The sequence below is a fragment of the Streptomyces sp. NPDC038213 genome, from assembly GCF_055600495.1.
This window is the reverse complement of the sequence record NZ_JBVJYM010000005.1, coordinates 329,083-354,239: the sequence shown is the minus strand read 5'-3', so window position 1 is coordinate 354,239 and position 25,157 is coordinate 329,083. Positions and strand designations below refer to the sequence as shown.

Annotated in this window: 23 protein-coding genes and 1 pseudogene; 6 read left to right on the top strand and 18 right to left on the bottom strand. The window is 72.0% G+C overall.

Annotation, left to right across the window (positions count from 1 at the left end; translation table 11 throughout):
* Positions 1-306 precede the first annotated feature (306 nt).
* Both ACZ7JZ_RS11010 and ACZ7JZ_RS11005 read left to right on the top strand, forming a co-directional pair.
* Positions 307-1,824 carry a DEAD/DEAH box helicase gene (locus ACZ7JZ_RS11010; RefSeq protein WP_470936099.1) on the top strand — a complete coding sequence of 506 codons (1,518 nt, stop codon included), beginning with the start codon at positions 307-309 and terminating at the stop codon, positions 1,822-1,824.
* 38 nt (positions 1,825-1,862) lie between these two features.
* The gene (locus ACZ7JZ_RS11005; RefSeq protein ID WP_470936096.1) at positions 1,863-2,084 is read left to right on the top strand and encodes a hypothetical protein; all 222 of its coding nucleotides are present in this window, start codon (positions 1,863-1,865) and stop codon (positions 2,082-2,084) included.
* Here ACZ7JZ_RS11005 and ACZ7JZ_RS11000 read toward each other — a convergent pair.
* A complete protein-coding gene (locus tag ACZ7JZ_RS11000) occupies positions 1,990-2,346 on the bottom strand; it encodes a hypothetical protein (RefSeq protein WP_470936400.1) in 357 nt (118 codons plus the stop codon). The two genes, ACZ7JZ_RS11005 and ACZ7JZ_RS11000, sit on opposite strands and share 95 nt — an antisense overlap.
* A gap of 47 nt (positions 2,347-2,393) precedes the next feature.
* Here ACZ7JZ_RS11000 and ACZ7JZ_RS10995 point away from each other — a divergent pair.
* Positions 2,394-2,772, top strand: a pseudogene (locus tag ACZ7JZ_RS10995) (PP2C family protein-serine/threonine phosphatase); the annotation flags it as partial.
* 281 nt (positions 2,773-3,053) lie between these two features.
* Here the strand turns inward: ACZ7JZ_RS10995 and ACZ7JZ_RS10990 are convergent.
* The 10 genes from ACZ7JZ_RS10990 to ACZ7JZ_RS10945 all read right to left on the bottom strand — a co-directional run bounded on the left by ACZ7JZ_RS10990 (position 3,054) and on the right by ACZ7JZ_RS10945 (position 13,193).
* Positions 3,054-4,094, bottom strand: coding sequence for a hypothetical protein (locus ACZ7JZ_RS10990; protein WP_470936093.1), 1,041 nt, complete (start codon positions 4,092-4,094; stop codon positions 3,054-3,056).
* Positions 4,095-4,170: 76 nt separating this feature from the next.
* A complete protein-coding gene (locus ACZ7JZ_RS10985; RefSeq protein WP_360113630.1) occupies positions 4,171-4,443 on the bottom strand; it encodes a DNA-binding protein in 273 nt (90 codons plus the stop codon).
* Positions 4,440-5,162 (bottom strand): hypothetical protein, encoded by a 723-nt coding sequence (locus ACZ7JZ_RS10980; protein WP_470936090.1) that lies wholly within the window; start codon positions 5,160-5,162, stop codon positions 4,440-4,442. The genes ACZ7JZ_RS10985 and ACZ7JZ_RS10980 overlap by 4 nt, the downstream gene beginning before the upstream one ends.
* Before the next feature lie 14 nt (positions 5,163-5,176).
* Entirely contained in the window at positions 5,177-7,201 is a 2,025-nt protein-coding gene (locus ACZ7JZ_RS10975) for a hypothetical protein (RefSeq protein ID WP_470936087.1), read from the bottom strand.
* Positions 7,188-7,427, bottom strand: coding sequence for an S-type pyocin domain-containing protein (locus ACZ7JZ_RS10970; RefSeq protein ID WP_470936084.1), 240 nt, complete (start codon positions 7,425-7,427; stop codon positions 7,188-7,190). The genes ACZ7JZ_RS10975 and ACZ7JZ_RS10970 overlap by 14 nt, the downstream gene beginning before the upstream one ends.
* Positions 7,428-7,656: 229 nt before the next feature.
* Complete coding sequence (locus tag ACZ7JZ_RS10965) at positions 7,657-8,541, bottom strand: hypothetical protein (protein ID WP_470936081.1); 885 nt, start codon at positions 8,539-8,541, stop codon at positions 7,657-7,659.
* Positions 8,538-10,664: a hypothetical protein gene (locus ACZ7JZ_RS10960; protein ID WP_470936078.1), complete on the bottom strand. Its 2,127-nt coding sequence runs from the start codon at positions 10,662-10,664 to the stop codon at positions 8,538-8,540. Before ACZ7JZ_RS10960 ends, ACZ7JZ_RS10965 begins: the two co-directional genes overlap by 4 nt.
* Positions 10,661-11,626, bottom strand: coding sequence for a hypothetical protein (locus tag ACZ7JZ_RS10955; protein WP_470936075.1), 966 nt, complete (start codon positions 11,624-11,626; stop codon positions 10,661-10,663). The genes ACZ7JZ_RS10960 and ACZ7JZ_RS10955 overlap by 4 nt, the downstream gene beginning before the upstream one ends.
* Before the next feature lie 155 nt (positions 11,627-11,781).
* On the bottom strand, positions 11,782-12,441 hold the full coding sequence (locus tag ACZ7JZ_RS10950) for a Crp/Fnr family transcriptional regulator (protein ID WP_470936073.1): 660 nt from the start codon (positions 12,439-12,441) through the stop codon (positions 11,782-11,784).
* A 299-nt stretch (positions 12,442-12,740) separates the two neighbouring features.
* Positions 12,741-13,193 carry an SCO4225 family membrane protein gene (locus ACZ7JZ_RS10945; protein WP_470936070.1) on the bottom strand — a complete coding sequence of 151 codons (453 nt, stop codon included), beginning with the start codon at positions 13,191-13,193 and terminating at the stop codon, positions 12,741-12,743.
* Between the two features lie 235 nt (positions 13,194-13,428).
* On the opposite strand from ACZ7JZ_RS10945, the gene ACZ7JZ_RS10940 reads away from it, so the two are divergent.
* Positions 13,429-15,216 carry a hypothetical protein gene (locus ACZ7JZ_RS10940; protein ID WP_470936067.1) on the top strand — a complete coding sequence of 596 codons (1,788 nt, stop codon included), beginning with the start codon at positions 13,429-13,431 and terminating at the stop codon, positions 15,214-15,216.
* Positions 15,217-15,246: 30 nt separating this feature from the next.
* On the opposite strand, the gene ACZ7JZ_RS10935 is transcribed toward ACZ7JZ_RS10940, so the two are convergent.
* The 6 genes from ACZ7JZ_RS10935 to ACZ7JZ_RS10910 form a co-directional block, all read right to left on the bottom strand.
* Positions 15,247-17,403, bottom strand: coding sequence for a tetratricopeptide repeat protein (locus tag ACZ7JZ_RS10935; protein WP_470936064.1), 2,157 nt, complete (start codon positions 17,401-17,403; stop codon positions 15,247-15,249).
* Positions 17,404-17,579: 176 nt separating this feature from the next.
* The gene (locus ACZ7JZ_RS10930; RefSeq protein ID WP_470936061.1) at positions 17,580-18,998 is read right to left on the bottom strand and encodes an MFS transporter; all 1,419 of its coding nucleotides are present in this window, start codon (positions 18,996-18,998) and stop codon (positions 17,580-17,582) included.
* Positions 18,995-20,950 carry a carbamoyltransferase C-terminal domain-containing protein gene (locus ACZ7JZ_RS10925; RefSeq protein WP_470936058.1) on the bottom strand — a complete coding sequence of 652 codons (1,956 nt, stop codon included), beginning with the start codon at positions 20,948-20,950 and terminating at the stop codon, positions 18,995-18,997. Before ACZ7JZ_RS10925 ends, ACZ7JZ_RS10930 begins: the two co-directional genes overlap by 4 nt.
* Before the next feature lie 5 nt (positions 20,951-20,955).
* Positions 20,956-21,684: a hypothetical protein gene (locus ACZ7JZ_RS10920; RefSeq protein WP_470936055.1), complete on the bottom strand. Its 729-nt coding sequence runs from the start codon at positions 21,682-21,684 to the stop codon at positions 20,956-20,958.
* Positions 21,684-22,397 carry a hypothetical protein gene (locus tag ACZ7JZ_RS10915; RefSeq protein WP_470936052.1) on the bottom strand — a complete coding sequence of 238 codons (714 nt, stop codon included), beginning with the start codon at positions 22,395-22,397 and terminating at the stop codon, positions 21,684-21,686. Before ACZ7JZ_RS10915 ends, ACZ7JZ_RS10920 begins: the two co-directional genes overlap by 1 nt.
* Before the next feature lie 33 nt (positions 22,398-22,430).
* Entirely contained in the window at positions 22,431-22,739 is a 309-nt protein-coding gene (locus ACZ7JZ_RS10910) for a hypothetical protein (RefSeq protein WP_470936050.1), read from the bottom strand.
* Between the two features lie 121 nt (positions 22,740-22,860).
* Between ACZ7JZ_RS10910 and ACZ7JZ_RS10905 the strand changes: the two genes are divergently transcribed.
* A complete protein-coding gene (locus ACZ7JZ_RS10905; protein ID WP_470936047.1) occupies positions 22,861-23,343 on the top strand; it encodes a GNAT family N-acetyltransferase in 483 nt (160 codons plus the stop codon).
* 101 nt (positions 23,344-23,444) lie between these two features.
* Complete coding sequence (locus tag ACZ7JZ_RS10900; protein ID WP_470936044.1) at positions 23,445-24,821, top strand: chloride channel protein; 1,377 nt, start codon at positions 23,445-23,447, stop codon at positions 24,819-24,821.
* A 16-nt stretch (positions 24,822-24,837) separates the two neighbouring features.
* Here the strand turns inward: ACZ7JZ_RS10900 and ACZ7JZ_RS10895 are convergent, their stop codons facing one another.
* The gene (locus ACZ7JZ_RS10895) at positions 24,838-25,137 is read right to left on the bottom strand and encodes a hypothetical protein (RefSeq protein WP_470936042.1); all 300 of its coding nucleotides are present in this window, start codon (positions 25,135-25,137) and stop codon (positions 24,838-24,840) included.
* Positions 25,138-25,157: the final 20 nt, after the last annotated feature.

Genomic DNA, 25,157 nt, shown 5'->3' with positions numbered 1-25,157 from the left:
TGACGCGCATCTTGCAGCTGGGGCCCGCATCCCTCGGGGTGCGGGCCCCAGCTGCATTCATTTCCGCAGCGATTTCTCCTGCCGGGACACAGCCTCCAGGTACGCGACCTCCATCGGGGAGCCGTGCCCCTCGACGCCTCGGATCCGCATTTTCGCGCATTCTTTTCCGGCTGCGTCGCCTCGAATTTATCGCGCATCCCGTTCGCTGCCGCTTATCTCATTTCATTCGGTCCGTACCTGTGATTCCGCATCCTGCTCCCCTTGTGCGGAACTCCTCGATGCGCGCCGTATCAAGGAAGGTTCTTCATGAACCCCACACGTACGAGCAGCCGCTCTTCCCGCACCCGCCGCACCGGTGCGTCGTCCGCCCCGAGCCGTTCCGGTGCTCCCCGCCCCTCGGGAGGCCAGGGCCGACGGCCCGCACCGGTGCAGGGCGAGTTCGCCCCGCCGAAGACGATCACTCCGGCGCTGCCCCCCGTCGAGGCGTTCGCCGATCTCGACCTGCCGAAGACCCTGCTGGCCGCGCTCGCCGCGCAGGGCGTGACCGTACCGTTCCCCATCCAGGGGGCGACGCTGCCCAACTCCCTGGCCGGCCGTGACGTCCTCGGCCGCGGCCGGACCGGCTCCGGAAAGACCCTCGCCTTCGGCTTGGCGCTGCTCGCCCGCACCTCCGGGCAGTTCGCCGAGCCCCGTCAGCCGCTGGCCCTGGTCCTGGTCCCGACACGGGAGCTCGCCCAGCAGGTCACGGATGCCCTCACCCCGTACGCCCGCGCCGTGAAGCTGCGCCTGGCCACGGTCGTCGGGGGCATGCCGATCGGCCGGCAGGCGAACGCGCTGCGCAGCGGCGTCGAGGTCGTCGTGGCCACCCCCGGGCGGCTCAAGGACCTCATCGAGCGCGGCGACTGCCGGCTGAACCGGGTCGGGACCACCGTCCTGGACGAGGCCGACCAGATGGCCGACATGGGCTTCATGCCGCAGGTCACCGCACTGCTCAACCAGGTCAGGCCCGAGGGCCAGCGGATGCTGTTCTCCGCGACCCTGGACCGCAACGTCGACCTCCTGGTCCGCCGCTACCTCACCGACCCCGTCGTCCACTCCGTGGACCCCTCCCGGGGCGCGGTCACGACGATGGCGCACCACGTCCTGCACGTGCACGGCGCCGACAAGCAGCGGCTGACCACGGAGATCGCGGCGCGCGACGGCCGGGTGATCATGTTCCTGGACACCAAGCACGCCGTGGACCGCCTCACCGAAGAGCTCCTCGGCAGCGGCGTGCGGGCCGCCTCCCTGCACGGCGGGAAGACGCAACCGCAGCGGGCACGCACCCTGGCCTGGTTCAAGACCGGGCACGTCACCGTGCTGGTCGCCACGAACGTGGCGGCCCGCGGCATCCACGTCGACCACCTCGACCTCGTCGTCAACGTGGATCCGCCGACCGACCACAAGGACTACCTCCACCGCGGCGGCCGCACCGCCCGGGCCGGCGAGTCCGGCAGCGTCGTCACCCTCGTCACGCCCCAGCAGCGCCGCGGCGTGAACCGTCTCCTGCAGGACGCGGGCATCGTGCCCGAGACCAGCCGGGTCCGCCCGGGTGAGGCAGAGCTGATCCGGATCACCGGTGCCCAGGCCCCCTCCGGCATCCCGGTCACCGTCAAGGCGCCGGCGCCCGAGCGCCCCAAGCGCAGCGCCTCCTCCTCCCGCGGCCGCCGCGGCACCGCCCCGGCCGCCCGGCGCGCGGCGGCCTCCGGTACCGGCTCGCCGAGAAGGGGGCCTGGAGCCTGCCGTTCAGCGAAACCCTTCCCGGGTACCGAGCTGCGGACGTGAAGGGCGCAGCGGAGGTCCGTGGGCGCATACTGGAGACAATGACAAAGCCAAGTGCACCGAAGCGCTGTTTGCCCACCAGTCCCTTCAAAGCCCCGGTCGCGCTGCCTCCCAAGCAGTTCGCCGTAGGCGACCAGGTCACACACGACGTGCACGGCCTCGGCCGGGTCACCGGCGTCGAGGACGGGATAGCGGCCCTCGTGGATTTCGGCTCGACGCGGGAGCGGATCGTGAGCCCCTACGCCAAGATGAGCAAGCTGTAGGACCGCCGTGCCCGGTCACGGCACACCAGACCCGTTCCCGGACACGGGCGTCCCGGGATCGGCGAGAAACTCCGCGCCAAGTAGGTTTCCGCAGATCAGAAGCCAGATGATCGAGATAGGAAGCCGTGCTGCCCGCGACGGGCGGGGACAAGCCGAAGGTCGTCCCTGTCCGTCGGCGTGTGCCTGATTCGAGGTGGACGACACGGCCGTCGACAACCAGGTGGGTCGGCAGGCCGTTCCAGGCCGAGGCGCCCAAACCCACCCGGGTGAGGGGGCCGAGGTGCTCGCTCAGCACACCGATCAGCGCGGGATGCGGACACCGGCCGCCTCCAGTGGGTCAACGCAGCACACCCCGCACCGATGCTGGTCCGCGCGCACCGCGTCGTCGGCCGCCTGGAGAGCCACACGACCCTCCCCGTCCGCTTCGGAGGGGACCACCCCAGGTCACCACTGTGACGCTGGAGCCGGGCGACCGCGTCTCTGCTTCACCGACGGCCCCATCGAGGAACACGCCGACGGGCAGAACCGGTTCGGCGAGGAGCAGCTGATCGACTGGGTGAACCGGCTGAAAGAGGCCGACCGCGGGATCCGCACCATGGTCCGGGGGCTCTCCCACACCCTCAAACGGGCGCGCGGCGACACCACCTCGGACGACGCCACGCTCGTCCTGTTCGAGTGGCGCGGCTGACGGGGCCCGTGCCACCACGTGCCAGTAGAGCGGTGAACGGCGGTCAGCAGCAGACACGGAAAGCGGCCTCAAGCCCTGCACCTCAGAGCCATTTTCGCAGTCCAGGTGCGATGGGGATGATCAAGCACCGGGTGGTTCCCAGCCCATAGCGCGGGTTCGGTTCCCGTCATCCGCTAGCGAACGAAGGCCCAGGTCAGAGACCTGGGCCTTCGTCGTTATCTAGACCTCTTGAGGTCGGGCGCCCTCGTCAACAGCCGTCACGCCCACATGCCGGGCATCATTCAGATGCGACGCAACTCAACTGCCTTGGAGCGGAGTTCCTGCAGCATGGCGACGCTGTGGAGCATTCCCTGGAAGGCCGACATGATCCTGCGTACGGGGCGTCGCATGAGGCGGCTGGCGGCACCGATCATGTTGATCATGGCCATGCCTTCCTGAACGGCCTCGGATTCGATCTCAGCGCCCCAGTCCATCAAGGCGATCTGCTCCAACGCTTCCTCCGCGTCCTCCGGCCATTCAGCGGGGGGAGTGCTGGCCAACCAGTCCAGGAACACCTGGAAGGCGGTGCAGGAGGTGCGCATGCGTTCGGCAAACCGGTCCGCCGCAGCCTCCAGTTCTCCAGTCGGGCCCTCGATGGCCTTGGCCAGGCGGCTCACCACGGCCATCCTCTTGTTCGCCGGGGCCCCGGAGTGGGCGGCCTGGGTCATTTCCTCCCCGAGGAGCATCATGAGCTCCGTAAGGTCCGACATGGCCGCGGTCACATCCGCCATGTCGTCGACGAGTCCCTCCATCTGGGTCTCGGCCTCCACGATCAGATCGAACATGCCCGGGAGGTTCTCGTCGGGGCCGCTCTCCGCTCCGATAGCAGAGCCCGTCTCGATCGGGCTGTCCGTCCGCAGCGGGTCCGCCGCCAGCACGTCCAGCAACTGTTGCCGGGCAGTGGCTGTGCCGTCCGGCTGGGACGGGAAACCCAAGTGCAGCACCGCCCGAGGGGCGGGACCGCACTCGACGTCCTGGGTGACGTGGACGGTGCGCCGACCGAGCGCGTGGCGCGCGCCGAAGGCGAAGGCCAGTTCCGGGTCCGTACCGCCGAGGTCCGCGACGACGACGTCCGCCTCAGTGAGCAGGTGCAGCAGCTGGTCCAGGGGCAGGCCGGCCTCGGCGAGACTGCCCGCCCTCAGCAGGGTGAGTCCGAGTTGCTCGCACACTGGGCGCACGATCTCCTCGTGGAGGACAGCGGATCGGTGCCGCTCCTCCGGGAGGCAGGGAGTGGCGGAGTAGGTGGTGGTCGCGGTCCCGTCGATGACAAGGCAGGTAGGCATGGTGGATTCCTTTCGGTAGTGGCCCGGGAGCAGGGGCCCTGCCAGCGGCCTCCGCCGCCGGCAGGGCGGGAAGGGGTCAGTCGAAGAGCGTGAGTGCCACGCCGTCGGCGATCTCGTCGGCGAAGACAGGACGCTCCTCAATGCCCAGCGCGGCCAGCAGTTCCACGGTCCGCACCCGGTGGCGGCGGCCGACGGGCACCGTGGGACAGGGGAACTCGTCACGGGCGACCAACCGGTAGGCGGTGCCCATACACATACCGAACGCCCGGGCCGCCGTGCGCAGGTCGACGCTCACCGGCAGGTCGAAGATCTCGCGGAAGGTAAGCGGGGTGTCGTGGCGGCCGCTCATCCCTTCCTCCCGGCCAGGCGAAGGGAGAGGGTGGCGACCCGGCGGCCCCGTCCGGAGTGCCCGACGCTCGTGGCCGTACCGGCCACACCCCAGGCACTGGCCAGAGCTCCGATCCGTACGCCTTCGACACGGTGCGCGGGTACGGAGATCCGCAGGCTGGCGGAGAGCCCCGAACGGCTCGTGGCCGGGTCGTAGTCCGCCTGCCAGACGTCGTCCCGGCCCACGCCGGGGGAAGTACCGCCGACGCGTTCCACGTCCTCCACCGTGTTCTCGCGGTGCGTGTCACGCCAGACCTCCCAGGCGCGGGAGCAGGCCGACCGCAGCACCGTCCTCCCGGGTTCCGGGTCCCGCGGGTCCAGCCTCGCCAGCTCTTCGAGGTAGCAGGTGACGAGCTCCGCCTCGACGTCCTCGCGGTCGGCACGGCGGCACCACGTGATCCGGGACGCGTTGCGGCGTAGCCCCTGCAGACCCAGCCACACCACCGCCTCCCGCCAGTCGGTCCCTCCGGCCCGGAACCGCTCCGCGACCTGGTGCCACAGGGAAGCCCGTGCCAGGGAGCACGCCGTGCGGTCGTAGAGCAACGCGCGGGCCTGGTCCAGGGAAAGGGGTACGCCCCACGGTTCCGTGCCGTCGAACAAACGCAGTGGGGGCGTGGGATCGTTGTCGGCGCACCGGCGTTCGACGGTCGAGAAGATGCCGGAGTGGGAGAAGAAAGTCATGATTTGCCTCCTGCTCAACCAGCCTGTGAGGCCGGGGTGTTGTCTCGCCAGCTCTTCAGCGCGTGGGCGGCGGGTGCCTTGCCGGGCATCGTGTCCGGACCCCTTTCCATGGCCAGGAGCCAGCGGAGGAAGCCGGGCTCCCTGGCGGTCACCAGCCCGTCGAGAAGCCGGGCCACCGCACGGGACCTGCCCTTGGCGCCGGCCGCCCCGGCACACCAGGTGAGCAGGGCGTCTCCCATGTCGGAGAAGGCGACCGGCTCGTTCAGGGAGTGTGCGACGAGGTGGACGGCGACCGTCGCCGACCCGGCGCGGGCCAGAGCCCGCCCGCTCCACCACAGGAAATCGGTGCGGGCCAGGGCGGGAAAGGCACAGGCGGTCAGCAGGCCGGCCGTGTCGTCGGTCCGAGCCCAGTCCCGCATCCGGTGCAGGAGGGTCACCCTGGTGGTGTGGTCGCCTCTGTCGAAGCGTCGTACGAGTGCCCCCTTGGCAGCCTCGAAGACGGAGAGGTCGTCCGGCCCGGCGCCCAGGGTTTCCGTGAGCTGTTCCAGCAGTCGCAACGCCTGCTCGTCCCCGAGTCCCCCGGGCTCCTGGCAGGCGTACGCCACAGCGTGCTGCAAAGATGCCTCGGGCTTGACGCTCCACAGGTCGAGCAGTTCGGCCGCCGTCTGTGCCACCGACCGGTCCCGGAAGCGTGTCGCCAGGCACAATGCAGCCACCCGCGGGGCGGGGAGAACCGGAGCAGAGGCCAGCGCGGACAGCAGTTCCAGGGACTGGCCGCTCGTGGCCTCCGCCAGAGCAGCGACGGCCCGGCCGGCCCGCTGGATCTGGTCCTCCTCCGGGCCGGGGTCGGCGAGCCAGGCGTGCACCACCGGCACGAGGTCCGCACGGTCCCGGCCCAGGCTCTCCCACACGGCCCTGCTCACGGCGGGCCAGAAGAAGGACACCGTGTCGGCAGCCTCGCCATCGGCGCGGCTCACGCGATGGGCTCCGAGGACCCGCAGGACCTCGCCCGGCGACCTCGTCGGAGGCTCCTCCCCCGGATGACCGTAAGAGCCGGGACCCCGCATCCTGTCCGGGCCCGCCAGCCGGAGCAGTTCCCGCGCCCGTTCCATCACGACGGCGCTGTGCAGTCCTCCATAAACGACGAGGGAGAGCAGGCAGGCCAGGAGGGCGGGGTCGCACTGGGCGCGGGCCATGATCTCGGAACCCTCGGCCCCGGCCAGGCTGTGCATGACCTTCCCCGGGGCGGGGCCGCCCGCTGCCCCCAAGCGCTGCAGGGTGTCCGCGGCCCGTACGGCATGGCGTGGCGGAAGGCCTTCGGGCAACAACTCGTCGAGCTCGCCGGGCTCCAGGGCCCGCAGCAACCGGGCACGTACCACCTCATCGGGGCAGCCGTCCGCGAGGTGGGCGGCGAAGACCTTCCGCGGGTCAGGCGGCCGGTGGCGCAGGACCGGCACGCCGAGGTGGTCCTCCAGTGCGCCCACCGGGCCGGGGGCCTCCAGTAGGACGATGACGAGGCAGGCGCCCGCCTCCGCCAGGAGCCCTTCGAGGCGGGCCAGGTCCCATGCCCGGATCGCGAAGGGATCCGCGGGCTCCGTTACCAGGTACCCCTCCACGCCGTGGGTGCGCGGCGACCACCGGGAGAGGTTGGCCGTTCCGTCGACCTGGACGAGGACGGGGGCCTCGTGGCCGTGCGCGAGAAGGTTGAGCGCGTGTGTCTCCCGCCCCGTTCCGGCCTCGCCGACGAGCACCACGATGCCGGCTTCGCGCACCGCGAGGGCTTCCTCGAAGCCGGGCGGCGGCACGAAGCACCGCTGCGCTGCCTGCACATACTTCGCCCGTACGGGGCCCTGCCGCATCGGACCCGGGGCCGCGCCTCCCTCAGCCGAAGGCGTGAGCCGCAGGTTCTGGTCACCTGCCAGCAATCCGGTGTTGATGACGCCGTTGGGGGCCCAGATCGCCGGTCCTCGACCCGCCAGAGCCGTCGCGAACTCGGCCAAGTCGAACTCGGTCCCACCGGGGAGATCAGCTGTCCCCATCGGTTCCTCCGCCGACGTGGCCGAAGAATTCGACGGTGGTGACGTGCTGACCGCCGTGGACGGTTCCGGTGTTGATGATGCCGCGCTCGGCGTTCAGCACCGTCGCGGGGGAGGTCGCCGCCCGGGGAGCGGCGTCCGCGGCCGCCTCGGGCTCGGGTGCCGAGACCTCTCGTCGCCGGCGGAACGCAAGGACATTGTCCGGGGCCTGGGGGTCTTTTGCTCGCATGTCGCCCTTTCCTTCCGTGGACGCCCGGGAATCGCGTGGACGCCTTCCTTTCGGACACGTCGAGATTCCCGCGGATTCATCCCCGGAGCCGCTCCGGAGGACCAAGAATCACGTAACGCCAGTCACACACGAAAAGGGTTTATCGAACGGCAGGGAGAAGAAGAGCGGGTGTGTCGCTGAAAGCGACACACCCGCTCATGAGTTCAATATTCGAGTACAGCTCCCAGGATCAGATGTACTCGCCCGGAACCGTCCTCCCGAGTGCCCCGATCCGGTCACGCAGCAGGCGGGAGAGCTCCTTGCGCTCCTGTTCGGTCAACGTGCCCAGGAGGGAGGCGAGCTCCTCCTGCCAGTCGGAACGCGGTGGACTCAGCAAATCCTGGTGGCCGACTGCCCAGTCCAGCACATGCCGCACCTCTTCGGGGTGCCGAAGCAACCACAGTGCCGCCAGCGACACCGGGCCGGCGTGGAGAGCCTGGAGACAGAACTCGTACTCGCCGCGGCGGCTGGCCGTCCAGGAGTATCGAACCCCGTCGTTTTCCCGCTGACCGAGAAGCAGTTCCTCACCGTTCTCCCGGAGTCGCACGTCGAACACCCTATAACTCAGACCGTGCTCCTCCAGACACTGTGGTAGCCCGAGATGCTCCATGATCTCCGGCGCCCCCAGCCCGTTGCCGGATGCGGCCTGGGCCTCCGCCAAGCAACGTAGGACAGAGGTGAGATGGGTCCGCACCAGGTGCCAGCCGTGCAGACTCCTCGCACGGACGACGCGTACCGGATCGTGGACCCACCAGGAGACCCACAGGTCGACCGACTCCGTACCGTAGACCGTGGGGAGGCCGACCGCCCTCGCGTCCACATGCTCCGTCGTGTCCACCCGGAAAACGTCGCTGTACTTCCCGTTCAGGTGGGGAGCGGGGGCCTCGACCACCGGGGGCAGATAGGCGCCGGAGCCATCCGGGGCGCCTCGTCGGCCGAGGAAGGAGTACTCCCCCGCCTCGTCTCTGAGCACCAGTGCGCAACCCTTCGACGCGGACCAGCGGTGGGCGATGATCTCCCACCAAGGCGGCCTGTCCAGCCGGTAAAAGAGGCGGTCGGTGGTGTCGTCGTTCATGCTGCCTCCCCATACGCGCCGGCCCGCCACCGATGGAGCGCGTCGCGGGCGGTGACGAGGCCGGGCCAGCCGTTCGCGCCCGCCTGCTCCATTTCCACGAACAATCGGAATTCGCCGGAACGCATGGACTGGGCCATGGCCGCGAACAGGTTCTCGACAGCCCGGAACTGTTGGTCGTCCCACTGGCCCGACTCCGCCCAGCGCAGCAACGTCCTACACGTCGTTTCGAAGGAACTCTCGGTGTTCAGGGCGCGGCCCGTGAGGTCGGCCAGCGCCTGCCCCTCCGGCGTCCACAAGGCCAGGTTCCCCATGAACCACTGGGGAGACCAGAGCATCCGGCTGAAGAGCGAGAGCACCTGCTCCTGGTCGTACCCCTCGTCGTCCAGCCACTTCCGGAGCAAGCCGAATACCTTCGGCTCGTGGCCGGCCTGGAACAACCGCAGGATCGCCGCTTCCACCGCCACCTTCACCCGGTACTCCTCTCCCTCCCCGGCCTGTGCCGAGCTGAAGAGACTCTGGAGGAGACGCAGGGCCAGGTCGGGGCGGGCCAGGCCGAACTCCTCGCCGCACGCGTGCGCCACCGTCGTCCTGAGACGGAAGTCGGTCGCCGTGCTCCAGCGATGCAGTCGGTATCGAATCTCGGCGACGAGAACGGGGTCCTCAGCCGCGACGCCCAATGCATTCGCCACGACGAGGCGACTGGTCGCACGGTCCGACCGGGCAAGTTCCCGGAGGTGCACCAGAGCATTGCTCCCGCCGCCCCAGCTCGCCACCCGGCCCATGGCCCGGCCCGCCGGGCCGGCGAGCCCGCCGGAGCGGGGTACGTCCCGCAACCACTCGACGAGCAGCTCTGACAACTGCCCGTACTCACGCCACACATGTCTGAGAACGGCCTCGGCCTGGCGATGCCTGATGAACGCCACAGCCTCCACACTGTGCGAGTAGGCTCCCTCCGCGCGGATCTCACGGTCCTGGCGCACCGCGCGCACGGCGTGCAGCAGTTCCGTCAGAGAGTGCCGGAAAACGAAGTTCGGATTGGTCCGGTCCGGCTTCGCGGCCCCGTCGGCGTCTGTGCCGGGCAGCGCCGCTGTCAGCCGGTCGCCTGCCAGCTTCGTCAACCGGTCGGCCTCACTTCTGACGATCTGCTGGTCCAAACCCTCATAGACCGAAGCGGCCAGCAGGAAGGCCAGTGATTCCGGCTCGTCGCACAAGCTCTTTATGAGCTCCGGGACCTCCCGCTCGGCCAGGTAGCTCAGCCGGAGCCCCAGGTCGCCGAGAGCCTCCGGATCGCCGTCGGCCTCGACGAGGGCCGTCACCAGCTCCACTACTTCGGCGGGTACCAGCTCCGGCACCAGAAGATCGCCCAGGTCATGACGGCCGGCAAGCGCGGACAGCAGCCGGTCCCGCTCCTGCCGGTCCGGCACCACCGCCTCGAAGCGACTGCTGAACACCAGAGAGGGTGACGGCGGGGAGCACACGGTGGGGCTGATGTGAAGGTCCCGTTCGAGGCGGTGCAGCAGGGCCGCGTCGTCGGGCAGGACGATCACCATGCACGCATGGGCCTTCTTGAGCAGCTCCCGCACGTTTCTCAGCATGACCGGGGAAAGAGGCCGCGAGGGGAACAGTCCGTCTATCAGGTAGCCACGCGCCGAGGTGTCGGTGGGCCTCCAGCGGTCCAGTTCTGTGACGCCGTCAAGTGCCCGTAGCGGCGCATCAGCCCCGCAACTCTCCCGTAGCAGGTTGAGCGCCGCGGTACGACGGCCTGTTTGGGGTCGGCCGACAAGGAACAGGGGCCCCTGCTTCAGCTTTTCGAGGGCCGCTTCGAACCAGTCGGGGCGTGCGAATCCGAGCACGGCGGTCTCCCTCTCCAAGTCCGGGATCGGACCCTCACGCACTCTGGTTTGCCTTAGCTGCCCTTCCGACCTGGCGCCGTTGCTTACGCCCTGCCCGCCGTACACGGAACCGTTGTTGATGTTCCCTCCGGGGGCGTAGATGAAGGACGCCCACTCTTTGGCCCCGTCAATCAACTCGGTGATCTCGTAATCCGCTTCGGATCGCGGAGCCCCGTCCTCGGGCAGGGGACCGGGCAGCCCGGCCGCCCCCGCCCTGCCATCCCCCGTCATTTGCGCTCCTGGCGCTTGTCCCCGCGGACCTGGTCGCCCTGGAAGCGGCGGATCCTGCCGATCTTGTGGCCCTCCACGTAATCACCGGCGATCCGGTCACCCGCCACGTGGTCACCGGCCACATGGTGGTTGCTCACGCTCTGACCGCCATGGACAGTACCCGTGTTGATGTTGCCGCGAGGGGCCGCGATGACATCCGTGCGGCGGGCCGTCGTGTCGTCGCCGGACGAGTCGGCGGACTGCGGGGAAGGCTTCCGTACAGGTTCCGGAGCGGCGCCGTCGCCGGGGGAGCCCTCGTAGAGGGGACCGGAGGGCTGCGGGACGTGGAGCCATGCCCTCCGGGAGAACGACTTGCCCTCGACCGTGGCGGCCACCTCCACGAAGTGGTCGGGGTGGCGCCCGGTGTACCCGCTGGCGACCGCGTCCTCGTAGCACCGCTCGGAGAGGATGGCCGCGACGTGGGTGATGTTCTCGTTGTGGGAGGCGAGCACCGCCTTGACGGGGCGCGAGTCGAGCAGCCGGTGGGTGTCGTTGCGCGCTGTGCCGTTGCCGCCGAACTCGTCGCCGGTCTCCGGCAGCGGACCGACGTGCAGACTGACGCGGAGCCTGATCGGCACCGCCCCGTGGGAAAGGACGTTGAAGTCGGTCAGGACTTCCTGGAGGGCGAGCAGCAGGGGGTGGATGACGAAGGGCATGTGTGCCGGATCGAACCCGAAGACATAGCCGTCCCCAGTGGTGGCCGGGAACATACGGTCCTCCCACAGGTCTCCGAGGTCGGACCTGACCAGCGCGGTCTTGAGGAGTTCGGGGACCACCCGGCTGATGGCCTCGTGCTCGATCGCCGGGCGGCCTGTGAAGTCCTTCGCGTCGACGGCCAGAATGCCCCGGTAGGGAGGCAGCGGCCGGCTGTGGGTGTACGGGGTGGCGATCCGCTGGGGCAGGGCGCTGCTGAACTCGGGCATGTCGCTCCTCCATAAAGCCCGCCCGGCCGCTCTCGGGCCGGGCGGGGACGCTGTCGGGTGCGGTGTCGAGCACGTCGAGCTTCACAGCGGGCGGGGAGCCGTTCCGTTCCACAGGACCCGATCGGGAGTGACGTGGAGCACATCCCGGCGGAGGCTCAGCCGTCCGCGTGGCCGCCCGCCGCCTTGCGAAGGCCCTCCATGCTGACCACCTCGATCCGGCCATGCCCCACTCTCACGCAGTCGGGGCCGAGCCGTTCGAGCGCCTTGCTGACGGCTTTGCGGCCCACATCGATGTGCTGGGCCAGCTCCTCCCTGGTGAGGGAGAAGCAGGGCTTGCCTGTACCGGCAGCCGTGACCAGGCGGAGCAGCGCCAGGGCGAGACGTTCGTGAACAGCCCCCTCACACAGTTCGGCCTGTTCGCGCATACGGTTCCAGGCCAATTCAACAATGGGGCGTGCGAGCTTGGCCTCCTGGACGAAGCGATGAAAATCGTGCGCAGGCACAATGCATGCCCTGCTTTTCCTCAGAGCCCACACATCGGCCATCCGGACGCTTTCGGACTGAAGAGCCATCTCCCCCAAGATCTCGCCCGGCCCGCGGAAACCGAGCAGTCGCTGCCGCCCATCAGGCTCGGTCCTGACGACCTTCACCAGCCCCTCCACCAGAGCAAGCACATGCGTCCCCCGGTCTCCTTGCCGCAGTAAGGCGCGGCCCGCGAGGTAGGTCTGCTCCGGATACCGCGTCAGTCGTGCCCACTCCTCGTCCGGCACCAAAGCACACAGAGGAGCCGACGGAAGGAAATCATCTTCGCTCATGCAGCCAAACTAGAGGAGAATACCTTCGGATAGACATGGAATTCACAAATAGGTGCACGCATCACAAATAGAACGGCCGAATTATTTCCGATTAACGCCCCGGTGTCATCCCGCCGCCCTTGAGCCGATCTATGCCGGAGGGGCGGTCCTGGGTAGCGAAAGAGTGGCCCGAAGGCGGGAGCTACGTGGCCAAGCGAAGTGTGCCCACCTCGGCAGGAGGTTGGGGAGTAAGGTCGGCCACCACCGCAATCACCGCACTGGCCGACAGGTAGGCGAGGCCCGCCGGCCTTTGTCGTTGGTCAGGGCTGGGCGGTTCTGCGGGTGCGGCGGTGGGAGAGGTGGCGGAGGAGGGTCCAGAGGGCCGTGGCGTTCAGGAGGGCGCTGATCAGGATGGCGGCGTGGAAGCCGAGGCCTGCCCAGATGCCGGGGTCGGCCGCTACGGAGGTGTCCGGGACCCAGTCCGCGGGGCGCGGGGCGGACTCCGGGATGAACTCCGTGGGCGGCTCGGGGGGCGGCTCCGAGCCGGAGTAGGGCTCCACCGGCGGGGCCGGGGCCGCGGCCAGGGCGGCGGCGGGGCCGAAGGAGGACAGCAGCACGATGCTCACCGGGGCCGTGGCCAGGATGGGCCAGACCCCGAACATCCCGACGTCCCCGACCCGGCTGCCGACCTCGGCGTAGACCAGCATCGCGACCACCAGGGCCAGGTACGCGCCGGGTACCCACCTCTCCGCCTTCGACCAGCGCCGCACCATCTCGTCTCCCCGTTCCGTTCCTTGCCGTTCGGCCCGTTCGGCCTGCGCCCAGTCTCGAAGGTGCCGGGGGGCGCCACCTGAGTACCGCTACTCATCCCGGCCGCCCCGAGTACTCGGGGGGAGTGCGGAGTTCGGACCAGGTCTTCGTCGACGCCGAATCGCGTGGAACGGGGGGTCGGCGGCGCTAGGGTGATCTTGGGGGGCGAGGGTGCTCCGCGGGTGGCAGGAGGCGCAGGTGGCGGTCGTCGAGGGGACGGGCTTGCGGGTGCCGGTGGGCGAGGGCGCCGGGGCGTGGGTCTGTCGGGCGGTGGAGCGGCGGGTCCTGTTCGTGGTGCACAACGTCACGTCCGCCGGGCGGCTGTTGGACGTCGCACCGCTCTTCCGGGACGACCTGCGGGTGCAGTTGCTGGTGACGGCCACCGGGTCCTCTGCGTTTCAGGCGGGGATCGCGGAGCTGTTCGGGGAGTGGGGGCTGCCCGTGCTGCCCTGGGAGCAGGCCCGGGAGACGCCGGTCGACCTTGCGGTGTCCGCCAGTTTCGGCGGTCAACTGCACCTGATTCAGGGCAAGTTGAGCGTTCTTTCACATGGGGTTGGATACACTAAGAAACTAGCGCAGCCGGGAGCCGGGAGCCGGGAGCCGGGAGCCGGGAGCCGGGAGCCGACGTTCGGGTTGTCGGCGGAGTGGCTGCTCGTCGGCGGGGAGCCGTTCGTGGACGGGCTCGTGCTGTCGCATCCCGAGCAGGTCGAGCGGCTGCGGCGGGTGTGCCCGCAGGCCGCGGGTGCGGCGGTGCTCGGCGGGGACCCCTGCTTCGACCGGATGCTGGCGGCCCGGCCGTACCGTGAGCGGTTCCGCCGGGCCCTGGGCGTCCGGCGCGGGCAGCGGCTGGTGGTGCTGAGCTCCACCTGGAACCCCGAGGGGCTGTTCGGGAGCGGCGGCGGGTACGACGTACTGCCCGGACTGCTGGAACGGCTCGCGGCCGAACTGCCCGCCGACGAGTACCGGACGGCCGCCGTCCTGCACCCCAACATCTGGTACGGGCACGGCCCCGGGCAGGTGCGGGCCTGGCTGGACCGGGCCCGCCGCGCCGGGCTGGCCCTGGTCGACCCCCTGCACGACTGGCGGCAGGCACTCATGGCCGCCGACCTGGTCCTGGGGGACTTCGGGGCGGTCTCGTACTACGCGGCGGCCCTCGGGACCCCCGTGGTGCTGGCGGCTGCCGGGCAGGAGCGGCTGGATCCGGAGGCGCCGCTCGCGGCGTTCGTCCGGGAGGCGCCGCGCCTCGATCCGCACGGGCCGCTGCGGGGGCAGCTGGAGGAGGCACTGTCGGCGCACCAACCCCTCGCAGGTCCAAGGGAGTTCACTACCTCGGCGCCCGGCGCCTCGGCCGGGCTGCTGCGGCGGCACTTCTACGCGCTCATGGACCTGCCGGAGCCCGGAGGCCCCGCGCTGCTGGAGCCCCTGCCGCTGCCGGCGTACGCGCCCGCCCTGCGTACGGCGCCCCTGCACGTGTGGACCCGCATCCGCGGCGCGGAGGTCGTCATCGAGCGTACGGCGGGGCGGCGGCCCGGGCGGGACGGCGGGGTGGTGCACCTCTCCGTCCACGAGGACACCCTGGATCCGGAGGCCCTGGAGTCGGCGGACCTGATCACGCGGGAGGGCCGGGCGGACGATCCCCGGTTCGGCGGGCCCGGGGCATGGACCGCCGAGGTGCTGCGCCGCTTCCCGCACTGCCGGGCCGCGGCGTACGTCACGGGGCCGGACGACTGCACGGTACGGGTCCGCGGGCACGGGCTGTTCCGGCTGTCGGCCGAGGGAGGCCGAGGAGAGGGAGGGGACGGAGGAGAAGGAGGGGAGGGGCGCGGGGCCGATCCGGCCGCCTACGGCTCCTCGCTCCTCGCCTGGCTCGGCTCGGGCGCCGGGGTGCCCTCGGAAGAGGGCGACGGGAGCGGCCGGAGCGGCGGCATCCTGCGGACGCGGACGGCCGCCGGTGTGCACCGGGTACGGGTACGGGTCGAGCAGTAGCCGCCCGTAGGACCCGCCCCCGGCGCCGCCCTACCCGGTGGTCTCGCAGCGCAGCCGTAGGGCCGCCAGGTAGGCCCGGTGCGGCACGGCGGCCGGCGGGAGGAGCCGTTCGGCTTCCGCGATGTGCTCCAGGGCCTCGGCGTTCGCACCCGTGTCGTGGCGGGCCTCCGCCAGGTCCGTGAGGGCGCGGGCCCGGTTGTAGGCCTCTCCCCGCTCGGCGAAGTACTCCGCCGCCGAGGTGAGCAGGGCGCACGCCTCCTCGTACCTGCCCATGCCGCGCAGCGCCCGGCCGCGGTGGCGCCGGGACAGGGCGAGGGCGCGCGGCAGGTCGTCCGCGCCCTCGCCGCCGGGTGCGATCCGGCCGTAGACGGCCTCGGCGGCGGTGAACCGCTCGTGGGCCGCCTCGTTCCGCCAGCGGTAGAGGTACAGCAGCCCCTGGAGCTCGGTGGCGGAGGCCTGGCCGCGGAGGTGGCCGGCCTCGCGCTCGGCCCTGGCCGCCGCGTCGGCCGCCCGGTCCGCCTCCTCCCAGCGGCCCAGCTCGCCGAGGCAGTGGGCCAGTTGGAAGTGCAGGGCGCCGGCGGTGCGGGTGCCCGGCCGGTGCTCGTCGGCGCAGCGGGCCGCGGCGCGGAGCGCCGGCAGCACCTCGTCCCAGTGGCCGGCCTTGAGCTGGAGGGGCCACAGGGCCCGGGCCAGGTCCAGCGCGGTGGCGGTGTGCCCGTACTCCAGGGCGAGGAGGACAGCGCGGACGAACTGCCCGGCCCCGGCGGCCAGGGCCTCGATCCCCGCCGCCTCGTCCGGGTACGGCTCCCCCTGCGGCGGCGCCGGGAGGGTGCGCCAGCTCTGCGGGAGCGCCGCGTGCGCCGCATGGAGGGCACGGTTCAGCAGGGCGTCCAGGGTGCGGGCGACGGCGGCCGAGCACGCGGGGATGCCGTGCTCCGCCGCCGCGGTGTCGGCGAGGTGGCCGAGCACCTCGGGGCGGAAGCGGTACTGCTCGTCGGGCAGCCGTTCCAGCAGTTGGGCCGCCGCGGCCTCGGCGAGGAGCGGGGCCGCCTCCTGCGCGGACAGGCCCGCGGCCGCGGCGGCGAGCGGGGCGGTGACCGTCGGCCAGCCGCCCAGGGCCGTGAGCCGGCACAGCCGGGCGGTCTCCGCGCGGACCCCGAGGCAGGCCAGCTGCGCGGCGGCGCGCACCGGGTCGCCGCCCGCGGCGGGAAGCGGTACGGAAGGCGGTACGGGCAGCAGTGCCGTCGGCGCGCCCGGCGACCCCGGCGACTGCGGGCCGCCGCCGTCCCTCAGGCGCAGTGCCGAGGCCCGGAGGGCGAAGGCGTTGCCCGCGCAGCGGGCCAGTACGTCGGCCTTGTGGCGCCCGGCCCGCGCGGTCTGCTCCCGGCCGGCGATCTTCCCCACCATGGCCCAGGCGTCCCGGTCGCCGAGGGGCGCCACGGGCACGAGCTCCGCCTCCAGGGCCACCGGCGCGCCCGATACGACGACGATCAGGAAGACCCCCGGGGTGGCCGGGACCAGGGCGCTCACCTGGGCCAGGGAGGTGACGTGGTCGATGACGACCAGGGCCCGCCGGTCCGCGGTCAGCGTCCGGTACAGCTCCTCCCGGCCCGCCTCGGTGGGCGGGACCCGCTCCGGGGGGACGCCGAGCCGCAGCAGCAGGCGCTGCAGGACGGCCGCGGGCGCCGGGCCGGTGCCCGGGAGGCCGCGGAGGTCGACGTAGAACTGCCCGTCGGGGAAGAGCCCGCGGCAGGAGGCGCCCAGGTGCAGGGCCGCCTCGGTGGTGCCGATGCCCGGCGGGCCGTGCAGCAGCGCGACCCGCGGCCGGCCGCCGGCGGGGCGGGTGGCCTCCCGCTTCAGGGCGCGGAGGACTTCCCTGCGGTCCGTGAAGTGGCGTGTCGCAGGCGGGAGTCCGCCGTTCGCCAGCGGTTCCGGGCCGCCCTGCTGGCGCAGGAGCAGGGCCCACTCCGCAGCCTGCCGGGGGTCCTCCCCCAGCCGGGCGTGTACGCGGCCCGCGAGCGCGGCCCAGCCCTGCGGGTCGGCGGGCAGCGGGGCTTCGCGTCCCGTCGCGCGCCGCGCGAGTGCGCCGGTCGACAGCAGGAGCTGCTTGCCCATCTCGCCCGCGGCCCCGTTGCCCACCGCGGTGAGAAAGGCCGTCAGCGCGCTCAGCGCCACGATCTCCAGCATGTCGGTTCCTCCCCGGGTCCCCGAGCCGCCCCTGGGCGGACTGTATCGCCGTGCCGCCGGGCCGTGGCCGTGTTTCGGACAGGAGGAGCACCCTCGGCGTCCCTCTTCCCGGGCACGGGGAAGGGGCGGAACCGTACAGCGGCCGCTGCGTGGCTCCGCCCTTCCCCGTGGGCTTCTCAGGTGTCCCGGCGGACGTGGCGGGAGAGGAGGACCGCGGTGGCCGGCAGGAGCATGAGGGCGCCTGCCGTCACCAGGGTGTGGACGGGGCTGAGGAGCAGGCCGGCCAGGCCGCCGAGGGCGAAGCCCACGGGGACGGCGGTCAGGTTGGCGGCGCGGTACGCGGCCGTGGCGATGGCGCGGTCCTCCTGGGCGATGGCCCGGGCCCGGTAGGTCTGGACGCGGACGACCACGACCCCGGAGCAGAACTCGTCCATGACGAAGCCGGCGAGGACGAGGACCAGGCCGGCCGTGCCGCCGAGGTAGGCGCCGAAGCCCACGAGGGCGTACGAGGCGACGGCGCCGCAGCCGAACACCGCCGTGCCGAGGCCGGTGCGCAGGGGGGCGGGGAGGCGTTCGGTCAGGCCCGAGCCGAGGACCGCGAAGAGCACCACGCAGCTGCGGATGACGCCGAAGCCGACGGCGGTGAGCGGGGTCTGGTCCAGGAGGACGATCAGCAGCAGGGCCTCGATGACGCACTGGCCGAGGTTGTAGGCCAGGGCCCAGAAGGTGAGGACCCGGAGGGTGGGGGTGGCCAGGTTGAGGCGCAGGCCCTGGCGGAGGGTCGGCTTCCCGGCCGCGGGCCCGGGGGCGGCGGCCGGGGAGGCGCCCGCTGCGGCCGCGGTGTCCTCGGAGGCCGGTCCGGGCTCCGCGGCGGTCGACGGGTCCGGCGGGACGCGGAGACGGGGGATGCGGACGAGCAGGGCGCAGGCGGCCAGGGCCAGGGCGGCGGCCACCGCGAAGGTCCAGGGGACCCCGAGCAGGGCGAGGCCCACACCAGCGAGGAAGGGCGCGAGTCCGTCGGCGCTGGACTCGGCCATGCTCAGGCGGGCGTAGATCCGGGGCAGTTCCTTGTCGGGGAACACCGCCGGCACCAGGACCTGGGTGGAGACGGAGGTCAGTACGGAGCCGCAGGCCAGGGCCACGTTCGCCAGGCAGAAGACCGCCATGCCGAAGGCCGGGCCGGCCGCCAGCGCGAGCGCGGACAGCAGGAAGGCGAGGACGCGCAGCAGCTCCGAGCCGAGCATGACCGACCGCTGGTCGTACCGCTCGACCAGGTGGGCCGCGGTCCTGGCCAGCAGGACCTGGGGGGCGAAGCGGCAGATGCCCAGCGCGGCCACGACGAGCGAGCTCGCCCCCAGCGTGGAGACCGCCACGAAGGGCACCGCGAACTCCACGGCGGCGATGGCGAAGAAGGAGAGGAAGTTGGCGGCGGGGAGGGCGGTCCGGAGGGCGGCCGCGGCGGCCGCGGGGCCCGGCCCCGGGGAGGCGGCAGAGCCCCCGGGGCCGGGAGGCCCCGCGGATCCGGTGGGGAGCGGATCCGCGGTGCCGGGTCCCGCCGCGGTGTCGCGGGCCGTGCCCTCGGCTACGGCGGTCACCGGTCGGCCTCCACCAGGAGGCCCGCGCTGAGGCAGTCGAGTACCAGGCGCGAGCCGGCGTCGGCGAGGGCCCGGCCTTGGCCGCACAGGTCGAGGAACAGCTGCCGGTCCACGTCGCTGGAGGCGTTCTGGCTGCTCAGCACGTACCGGGCGGTGGGCCCGGAGCCGAAGGCGGCCATCACGACCGACTCCGGGCGCCGCACCCGCAGCGGGCCGGACTCCGGGGTGGCGACCAGCTGGTCCTCGGTGAGGAGGTAGTCCACGACGGGGTGCCGGACGAACTCCAGGACCTCCTCGGCCGAGTCGATGATCGGCTGGCCCGGCCCGTTCAGCGAGGTGTTGATCAGGACCGGGGGCAGGTCGAGTTCGGCGAGGGCGGTGATGAGGGCGTGGATGGCCGGGTTGCACTCCGGGGTGACCGTCTGGACGCGGGCGGTGCCGTCCGCGTGCAGGGCCTCGGCGAGCAGTCCGGTGTACTCCTCGCGGACCCGGAAGTTGAAGTTCATGAAGGGGGACTCGGACGGCCCGTGGAAGAAGGTGTCCAGGTCCTCGGCGCGCACGATGGGCGCGACCGGCCGCCAGTCCTGGCGGACCTTGAGCAGGTTCAGCTTCGCGCGGGCGTCCGGGCAGGCGACCGGGTGGCAGATCAGGGAGCGGTTGCCGAGGGCCCGCGGCCCGAACTCGGCGCGGCCGGCGAACCGGGCCACGACGGAGCCGCGTGCGATCACCTCGGCGGCGGCGCGGGTGAGTTCGGCCGGGTCCGGGCCGAGGGGTACGGGCGTGTACCCGTACTCCGCCGCCTGGGCCGGTGCGACCCGCTCCGCCGGGCTGCCGAGGAAGTCGCTGCGGATGCGGGCGGGCGGCAGCGCCGCGGCCGGCTCCTGTGCGCGGGCCCAGCCGAGGAAGGCGGCGCCCACGGAGATCCCCGCATCGTGCGGACATGATGGCACGTACATGTCATGCACCTCGGGCAGGGCGGCGATCTCGCTGTTCGCGGTCAGGTTGAGGAACACCCCGCCCGCACAGACCAGTTCGGGGATGCCGGCGAGCTCCACCGCGCGGCGCGCATGGTGCACGAGCAGGCGGGTGAACGCCTCCTGCACGGCAGCCGCGATGTCCGCCTGCTGCACCGGGTCGCTGCCGCTGCCCTCCAGCAGCTGCCAGCCGTTCTTCAGCCGCGGCGGCCGTCCGGCGGCCTCCCCGGTGACGATGTCGTCGGCGGTCAGCCGCGGCGCGCGGGTCGGGGGCAGCCCGGCCAGGGCCATCAGCTGGCCGTGGGCGTGCTCCACCCGGAACACGTACCGGGAGATGTTGTCGAAGAGGCTCGCCTCGCTCTGCACGAAGACGTCCGGCTGGTTGTGCGGCAGGCTGTACGCCCGGTCCAGCAGGGTGAACCGGCCCTCCCGGAAGGCGTAGAACGAGCGCATCTCGGTGAAGGCGCGCCGCCCGCCCGCGGCCGGGTCGGCTGCGCCGTCGGCGTCATCGGCTGCGTCGTCGGCGTAATACCTGCCGTAGAACTCGCCGAACGGCTCGTAGAAGTCCCGGCCGTCCCACGAGGTCGTGCCCGCACTGTCCGAGACCAGGACCGCCGCGGCCGGGAACCCCGAGGGGTACACGGCCGAAGCGGCGTGGGCCAGGTGGTGCGAGACCACGTGGTGGCGCGGGTCGAAGGGGTCGAAGGCGGAGAAGGAGGGGGAGACCAGCGGCCGTTGGAGACCCACCCCGGAGGGCCCGGCCGCCTGGAACGAGCTGACGATGACGTCGACTTCGTCGATCGTCGTGCCCGCCAGGCGCAGGGCCTCCTGGATCGGCAGCCGGTCGGAGAGGAACTCCTGCCCGTCGTACTTGCGGCGGGTCACGCGCTCCTGCTGGACGGCCGAGAGCAGCCGGCCGTCCCGAACGACCGAGCACGAGGACTCGTGCCCGCAGTGGATTCCGAGGACAGTGGTCACCTTCGTCACCTCTTGTAGTTCTCCAGAGGAGCGCCCTCGGGCATGAAGCCGAAGGTCAGGATGGTGACCTTCTCGCCCTCGGCGATCGGGGTCCGGCTGTGGGCCTGCGTGCCCGCGAGGAAGATGACGACCTCGCCCGGGGTCAGCTGGAGCCGCTCCTCGGTGCCGTCGGGGTAGTGCATGTACAGGGCCGAGGGGTTCTCGGTGCCCTCCGGGATCTCGTGCTCCAGCATCATCAGCACGTTCAGCGAGAAGATGTCCGTGTCGATGTGCGGGATGATCCCCTGCCCCGCGTCGCGGTAGAAGAGGTAGCTCGCGATGCCGGTGGCCTCGGCCTTCGGCACCACCGAGGCGACGAGCGCGTGCAGTTCGGGGCTGGTGGCGATGCGGTCGGCGACCGTGCCGCCACAGCCGAGGTAGTGCTCGTCGAAGGCGACGGCGGTCTTGCCGACCTCGTCCTTCTCCGCCTGGAAGGCGGCGAGCAGCTCGTCCGTGAGGAACTCGGGGCGGCCGCGGTACTGGATCCCGCGCGGGTCCTCCACCTCGTACGGGCACAGGATCTGGAGGGCCTCGGAGACCGCGCGGCGGCCGTTCTCCGCGTCCGCCTCCTTGGCGGGGACGAGCTGGCCGGCCGACAGGCCGAGGATCAGCTTGAGGTTGGCCTGCTCCGCCGGTGTCAGCGTCGAGTGCAGCTCCGCGAGGCGCTGGCCCATGGTCAGGGTGTTCGTCGTCATCACACACTTCCGATCGTGCGGTAGCCGAAGGACACCAGGCGGATGGCCTCGCCCGCGACGGTGCGGGTGCGCTGGTGGGTGACGCTGTCGGCGAAGAAGACAAGGGATTCGCCCGGGGCGAGGTGGACGCGGATCGCGTCCTGCTCCGGCGGGTACAGGATCAGCTCCGAGGTCCGGTCGTCCGGGGTGTGCTGGAGCATGGTCAGGACGTTCAGGGAGAACTCGTCCTTGTCCACGTGCGGGTCGATGCCGAGGCCCGGCTCGTCGTAGTACAGGTAGTTCGCCTTGTGCGTCGGCAGGACGGGACCCACCTGGGACACCAGGAAGTCGTGGACCTTCGTCGAGAGGGCGAGTTCGCGGGCGAGCGGGGCGCCGGAGGCCACGTAGTGGTCGTGGAAGCGCTCGGCGCGCGCCCGGTGCTCGCGGGACTCCGCGTCGAGCGCGGCGATGTCCTCGTCGGAGAAGAAGGGGCCCCGGCCCAGGTAGACCACGCCGGTCTCGAACTTGGGCCGTTCTCCGCCGTGCAGCCGGGGCAGGGAGCGCTGCGCCGTGGCGAGCGCCAGTTCCCTCAGTCCCTCCGGCACGGCCTGAGCATGGCCGCTGAGGAGTCCCCCAGCAGCCATGCTCAGGAGGAACTTGAGGTTCTCCCGCTCTGCGGCGGTGAGTTCCGTTGACAGGTGCGACAGCCGGTCCACCAGGGTCAGCTGAGACATTGCGGGATCCTCTCGTTCCGTGTTCAGGCCGAATTACTCGTTGAAGCCGAGGGTGTTCGGCAGGTTCAGCAGCTCCATGCGGATGGACGGGGTCGCCGCCGCGGAGATCGGCTTGGCGAAGATGTAGTCCGCCTCCGCGTTGATGTCCTGGAGCTCCTTCAGGTGGAGGCTGGACGAGGTGACGATGCTGCTCAGGACGGCCTGCTCGTCCTGGTTCAGCGTCGCCTTCAGAGCGGCCAGCTTCTCCGTCAGGGTGGGGAGCGCAGCCTCCAGAGCCGCCGCGTCGAGCTCCGCGTCGAGGGCGGGGTCGGCGAGGAACAGGTCTGCGGTCTGAGCGGTCATGTGAGCCTCCTCGGTTGCGGCCGGTTGTTCCGGCCGGTTCCTTGCGGTGGTTGCGAACTATCGTTCGCGGATGACTCCATTGAGACAGTGGCCGCTCGCAGATCCCTTGACGACCTCTCGAATGACCCTCGAACCCCTCACCCCCGCGCACGCCGCTGAGGCCTTCGCCGTACTCGACGACGCACGGCTGCACACCTGGACCGGCGGGAAGCCGTACACCCTGGAAGAACTGCAGGTCAGGTACGCGTTCCAGGCCGGCGGCCAGTCCCCGGACGGCAGCCAGGGCTGGCTGAACTGGATGCTCCGCCGTACGGACGACCAGCGGCTGGCCGGGACGGTTCAAGCGACCTTGTACCGGACCGGAAGCGGTGGAGTTGAAGCGTCGCTGGCCTGGGTGGTAGGGGTCGAGCACCAGGCCAGGGGCTATGCGGGCGAGGCCGCGCGGGCCATGGCGGACTGGCTGCGGACCCGCGGGGTGACCTCCCTGGCGGCCTACATCCACCCCGAGCACGAGGCCTCCGCGGGCGTGGCCCGCTCCCTCGGACTGAGCCCGACCGGCACGGTGGAGGACGGCGAGGTCCGCTGGAGCGACTCGGGCAGCTGAGGCGGGGTCCCGGCCGGATCTCGGCAGGATCCCGACATGCTCTCAGCGGGCAGGGCGGGGCCGGCCGGGGGACCATCAGGGGTGGCGAAAGGAAGTCACCCATGGGCGACCCCCACCGCTCGGCCGGCCCCGGCGGAACCGCCGGAACCGCCGGGACCGCCGCCGGGCCGGCGCAGCCGGAGGAGGCCGAGGTCCTGCGCGGGATCCTGCGCTCCCCCGGCTACCTCAAGGCCCTCGCCTTCTGCGCCCTCCTCGGCATCCCGGTCTCCCTCGCCGCCTTCTGGTTCCTGGTCGGCCTCCACAAGCTGGAGCACGCCCTGTGGACCGACCTGCCGCAGGCCGTCGGCCTGGACGGGCCGCCGCCCTGGTGGTGGCCGTTCCCGCTGCTGCTGTTCGCGGGGCTCGCCGTCGGGTGGGCCGCCGCGCGGCTGCCGGGCGGCGGCGGGCACCTGCCGGTGGCCGGGCTGCACGCGGGCGGGGGCGGGGCCACCAGGGCCCTGCCCGGGGTGCTGTTCGCGGCGGCCGCCTGCCTGCCCTTCGGCGCCGTCCTCGGACCGGAGGCCCCGCTGATCGCCCTCGGCGGCGGCCTGGCCCTGGTCTTCCGCGACCTGGCCCAGGCACCCGCGACGGCGCAGAGCACCGCCCTGCTGGGCGCGGCCGGGGCCGCGGCGGCCGTGGCGGCGATCTTCGGCAACCCCCTCGTGGCCGCGGTCCTGCTGATCGAGGTGGCGGGGGTAGGCGGCCCTCAGCTGTTCGCCGTGATGCTGCCGGCCCTGCTGTCCAGCGGGGTCGGGTCCCTGGTGTTCACGGGGCTGGGCCGCTGGACCGGCCTGGAGACCGGGGACCTCTCCCTGAACCCCTCCGCGACCCCCTTCCCGCGGCTCGACGCCGGGGACGTGGCCTGGGCCCTGGCCATCGGCGCGGCGCTGGCGCTGGTCCTGCACCCGCTGCGGGCCGCCGCCCGCCGGGTGGCCGCGCACACCGCGGCCCGGCCGCTCGTACGGACCGTCCAGTGCGCCCTGGCGGCGGCCGCCTGCGCCGCCCTGTACGCCCTGCTCACCGACCGCTCGCCGCACGAGGTGGCCTCCTCCGGGCAGGCCGCCCTGGCCGCCATGGCGTCCGACCCGCACGCCTGGGGGGTGGGCGCGCTGGTCGCCGTACTCCTCCTGAAGGGGGCGGCGTACGCCCTGTGCCTGGGCAGTCTGCGCGGCGGCCCGGTCTTCCCCGCCCTGTTCCTGGGCGCCGCGGCCGGTCTGCTGCTGGCGCCGCTGCCGGGGCTCGGGGTGGTGCCGGCGATGGCGGCCGGGATGGCCGCGGCGAGCGCGGCCACCCTGCGGCTGCCGGTGAGCAGCGTGGTGCTGGTGGTGCTGCTGCTGGGCGGTACGGCGATGATGCCGGTGGTGATCCTGGCGGCGGTGGTCGCCTTCGTCGTCACCGAGCTGCTGCCGCCGGAGCGGCAGACGGCGGAGGCGGCCTAGAGCAGGGCCGGGCGGCCTAAGGCCGCACGCGGCCGTACGCGACCTCGTAGCGGTCCACCGAGAGGATCTGCTGGCCCTCGCGCCGGGCCGCGTCCTCGCGGACCCGGTCGGCGTACTCCTCGCTGGCGCGCATGGCCTCCTCGTCCGCCCACAGGGTCAGCGAGTGGGCCCGGCCCGTGGCCCGGTCGACGAGGTAGTACGCGCCCCGGAAGCCGGGGAGGTCCTCCACCGGGCGGACGAGCGCCCCGGACTTCTCCGTCAGGTCCCCCTCTGCGGGCACCGGGGACCCCTGGTAGCTGCTCAGCCTCGCAAACATCGGCGGTGGTCCTCTCCTCG

Coding starts and splice junctions, on each gene's coding strand:
- ACZ7JZ_RS10900 (WP_470936044.1), top strand. CDS start 23,445: ATGGGCGACCCCCACCGCTCGGCCGGCCCCGGCGGAACCGCCGGAACC.
- ACZ7JZ_RS10945 (WP_470936070.1), bottom strand. CDS start 13,193: ATGGTGCGGCGCTGGTCGAAGGCGGAGAGGTGGGTACCCGGCGCGTAC.
- ACZ7JZ_RS10975 (WP_470936087.1), bottom strand. CDS start 7,201: ATGGGGACAGCTGATCTCCCCGGTGGGACCGAGTTCGACTTGGCCGAG.
- ACZ7JZ_RS11010 (WP_470936099.1), top strand. CDS start 307: ATGAACCCCACACGTACGAGCAGCCGCTCTTCCCGCACCCGCCGCACC.
- ACZ7JZ_RS10965 (WP_470936081.1), bottom strand. CDS start 8,541: ATGAACGACGACACCACCGACCGCCTCTTTTACCGGCTGGACAGGCCG.
- ACZ7JZ_RS10910 (WP_470936050.1), bottom strand. CDS start 22,739: ATGACCGCTCAGACCGCAGACCTGTTCCTCGCCGACCCCGCCCTCGAC.
- ACZ7JZ_RS10980 (WP_470936090.1), bottom strand. CDS start 5,162: ATGACTTTCTTCTCCCACTCCGGCATCTTCTCGACCGTCGAACGCCGG.
- ACZ7JZ_RS10990 (WP_470936093.1), bottom strand. CDS start 4,094: ATGCCTACCTGCCTTGTCATCGACGGGACCGCGACCACCACCTACTCC.
- ACZ7JZ_RS10960 (WP_470936078.1), bottom strand. CDS start 10,664: ATGACGGGGGATGGCAGGGCGGGGGCGGCCGGGCTGCCCGGTCCCCTG.
- ACZ7JZ_RS10985 (WP_360113630.1), bottom strand. CDS start 4,443: ATGAGCGGCCGCCACGACACCCCGCTTACCTTCCGCGAGATCTTCGAC.
- ACZ7JZ_RS10905 (WP_470936047.1), top strand. CDS start 22,861: ATGACCCTCGAACCCCTCACCCCCGCGCACGCCGCTGAGGCCTTCGCC.
- ACZ7JZ_RS10915 (WP_470936052.1), bottom strand. CDS start 22,397: ATGTCTCAGCTGACCCTGGTGGACCGGCTGTCGCACCTGTCAACGGAA.
- ACZ7JZ_RS10970 (WP_470936084.1), bottom strand. CDS start 7,427: ATGCGAGCAAAAGACCCCCAGGCCCCGGACAATGTCCTTGCGTTCCGC.
- ACZ7JZ_RS10920 (WP_470936055.1), bottom strand. CDS start 21,684: ATGACGACGAACACCCTGACCATGGGCCAGCGCCTCGCGGAGCTGCAC.
- ACZ7JZ_RS10950 (WP_470936073.1), bottom strand. CDS start 12,441: ATGAGCGAAGATGATTTCCTTCCGTCGGCTCCTCTGTGTGCTTTGGTG.
- ACZ7JZ_RS11005 (WP_470936096.1), top strand. CDS start 1,863: ATGACAAAGCCAAGTGCACCGAAGCGCTGTTTGCCCACCAGTCCCTTC.
- ACZ7JZ_RS10895 (WP_470936042.1), bottom strand. CDS start 25,137: ATGTTTGCGAGGCTGAGCAGCTACCAGGGGTCCCCGGTGCCCGCAGAG.
- ACZ7JZ_RS10955 (WP_470936075.1), bottom strand. CDS start 11,626: ATGCCCGAGTTCAGCAGCGCCCTGCCCCAGCGGATCGCCACCCCGTAC.
- ACZ7JZ_RS10935 (WP_470936064.1), bottom strand. CDS start 17,403: ATGCTGGAGATCGTGGCGCTGAGCGCGCTGACGGCCTTTCTCACCGCG.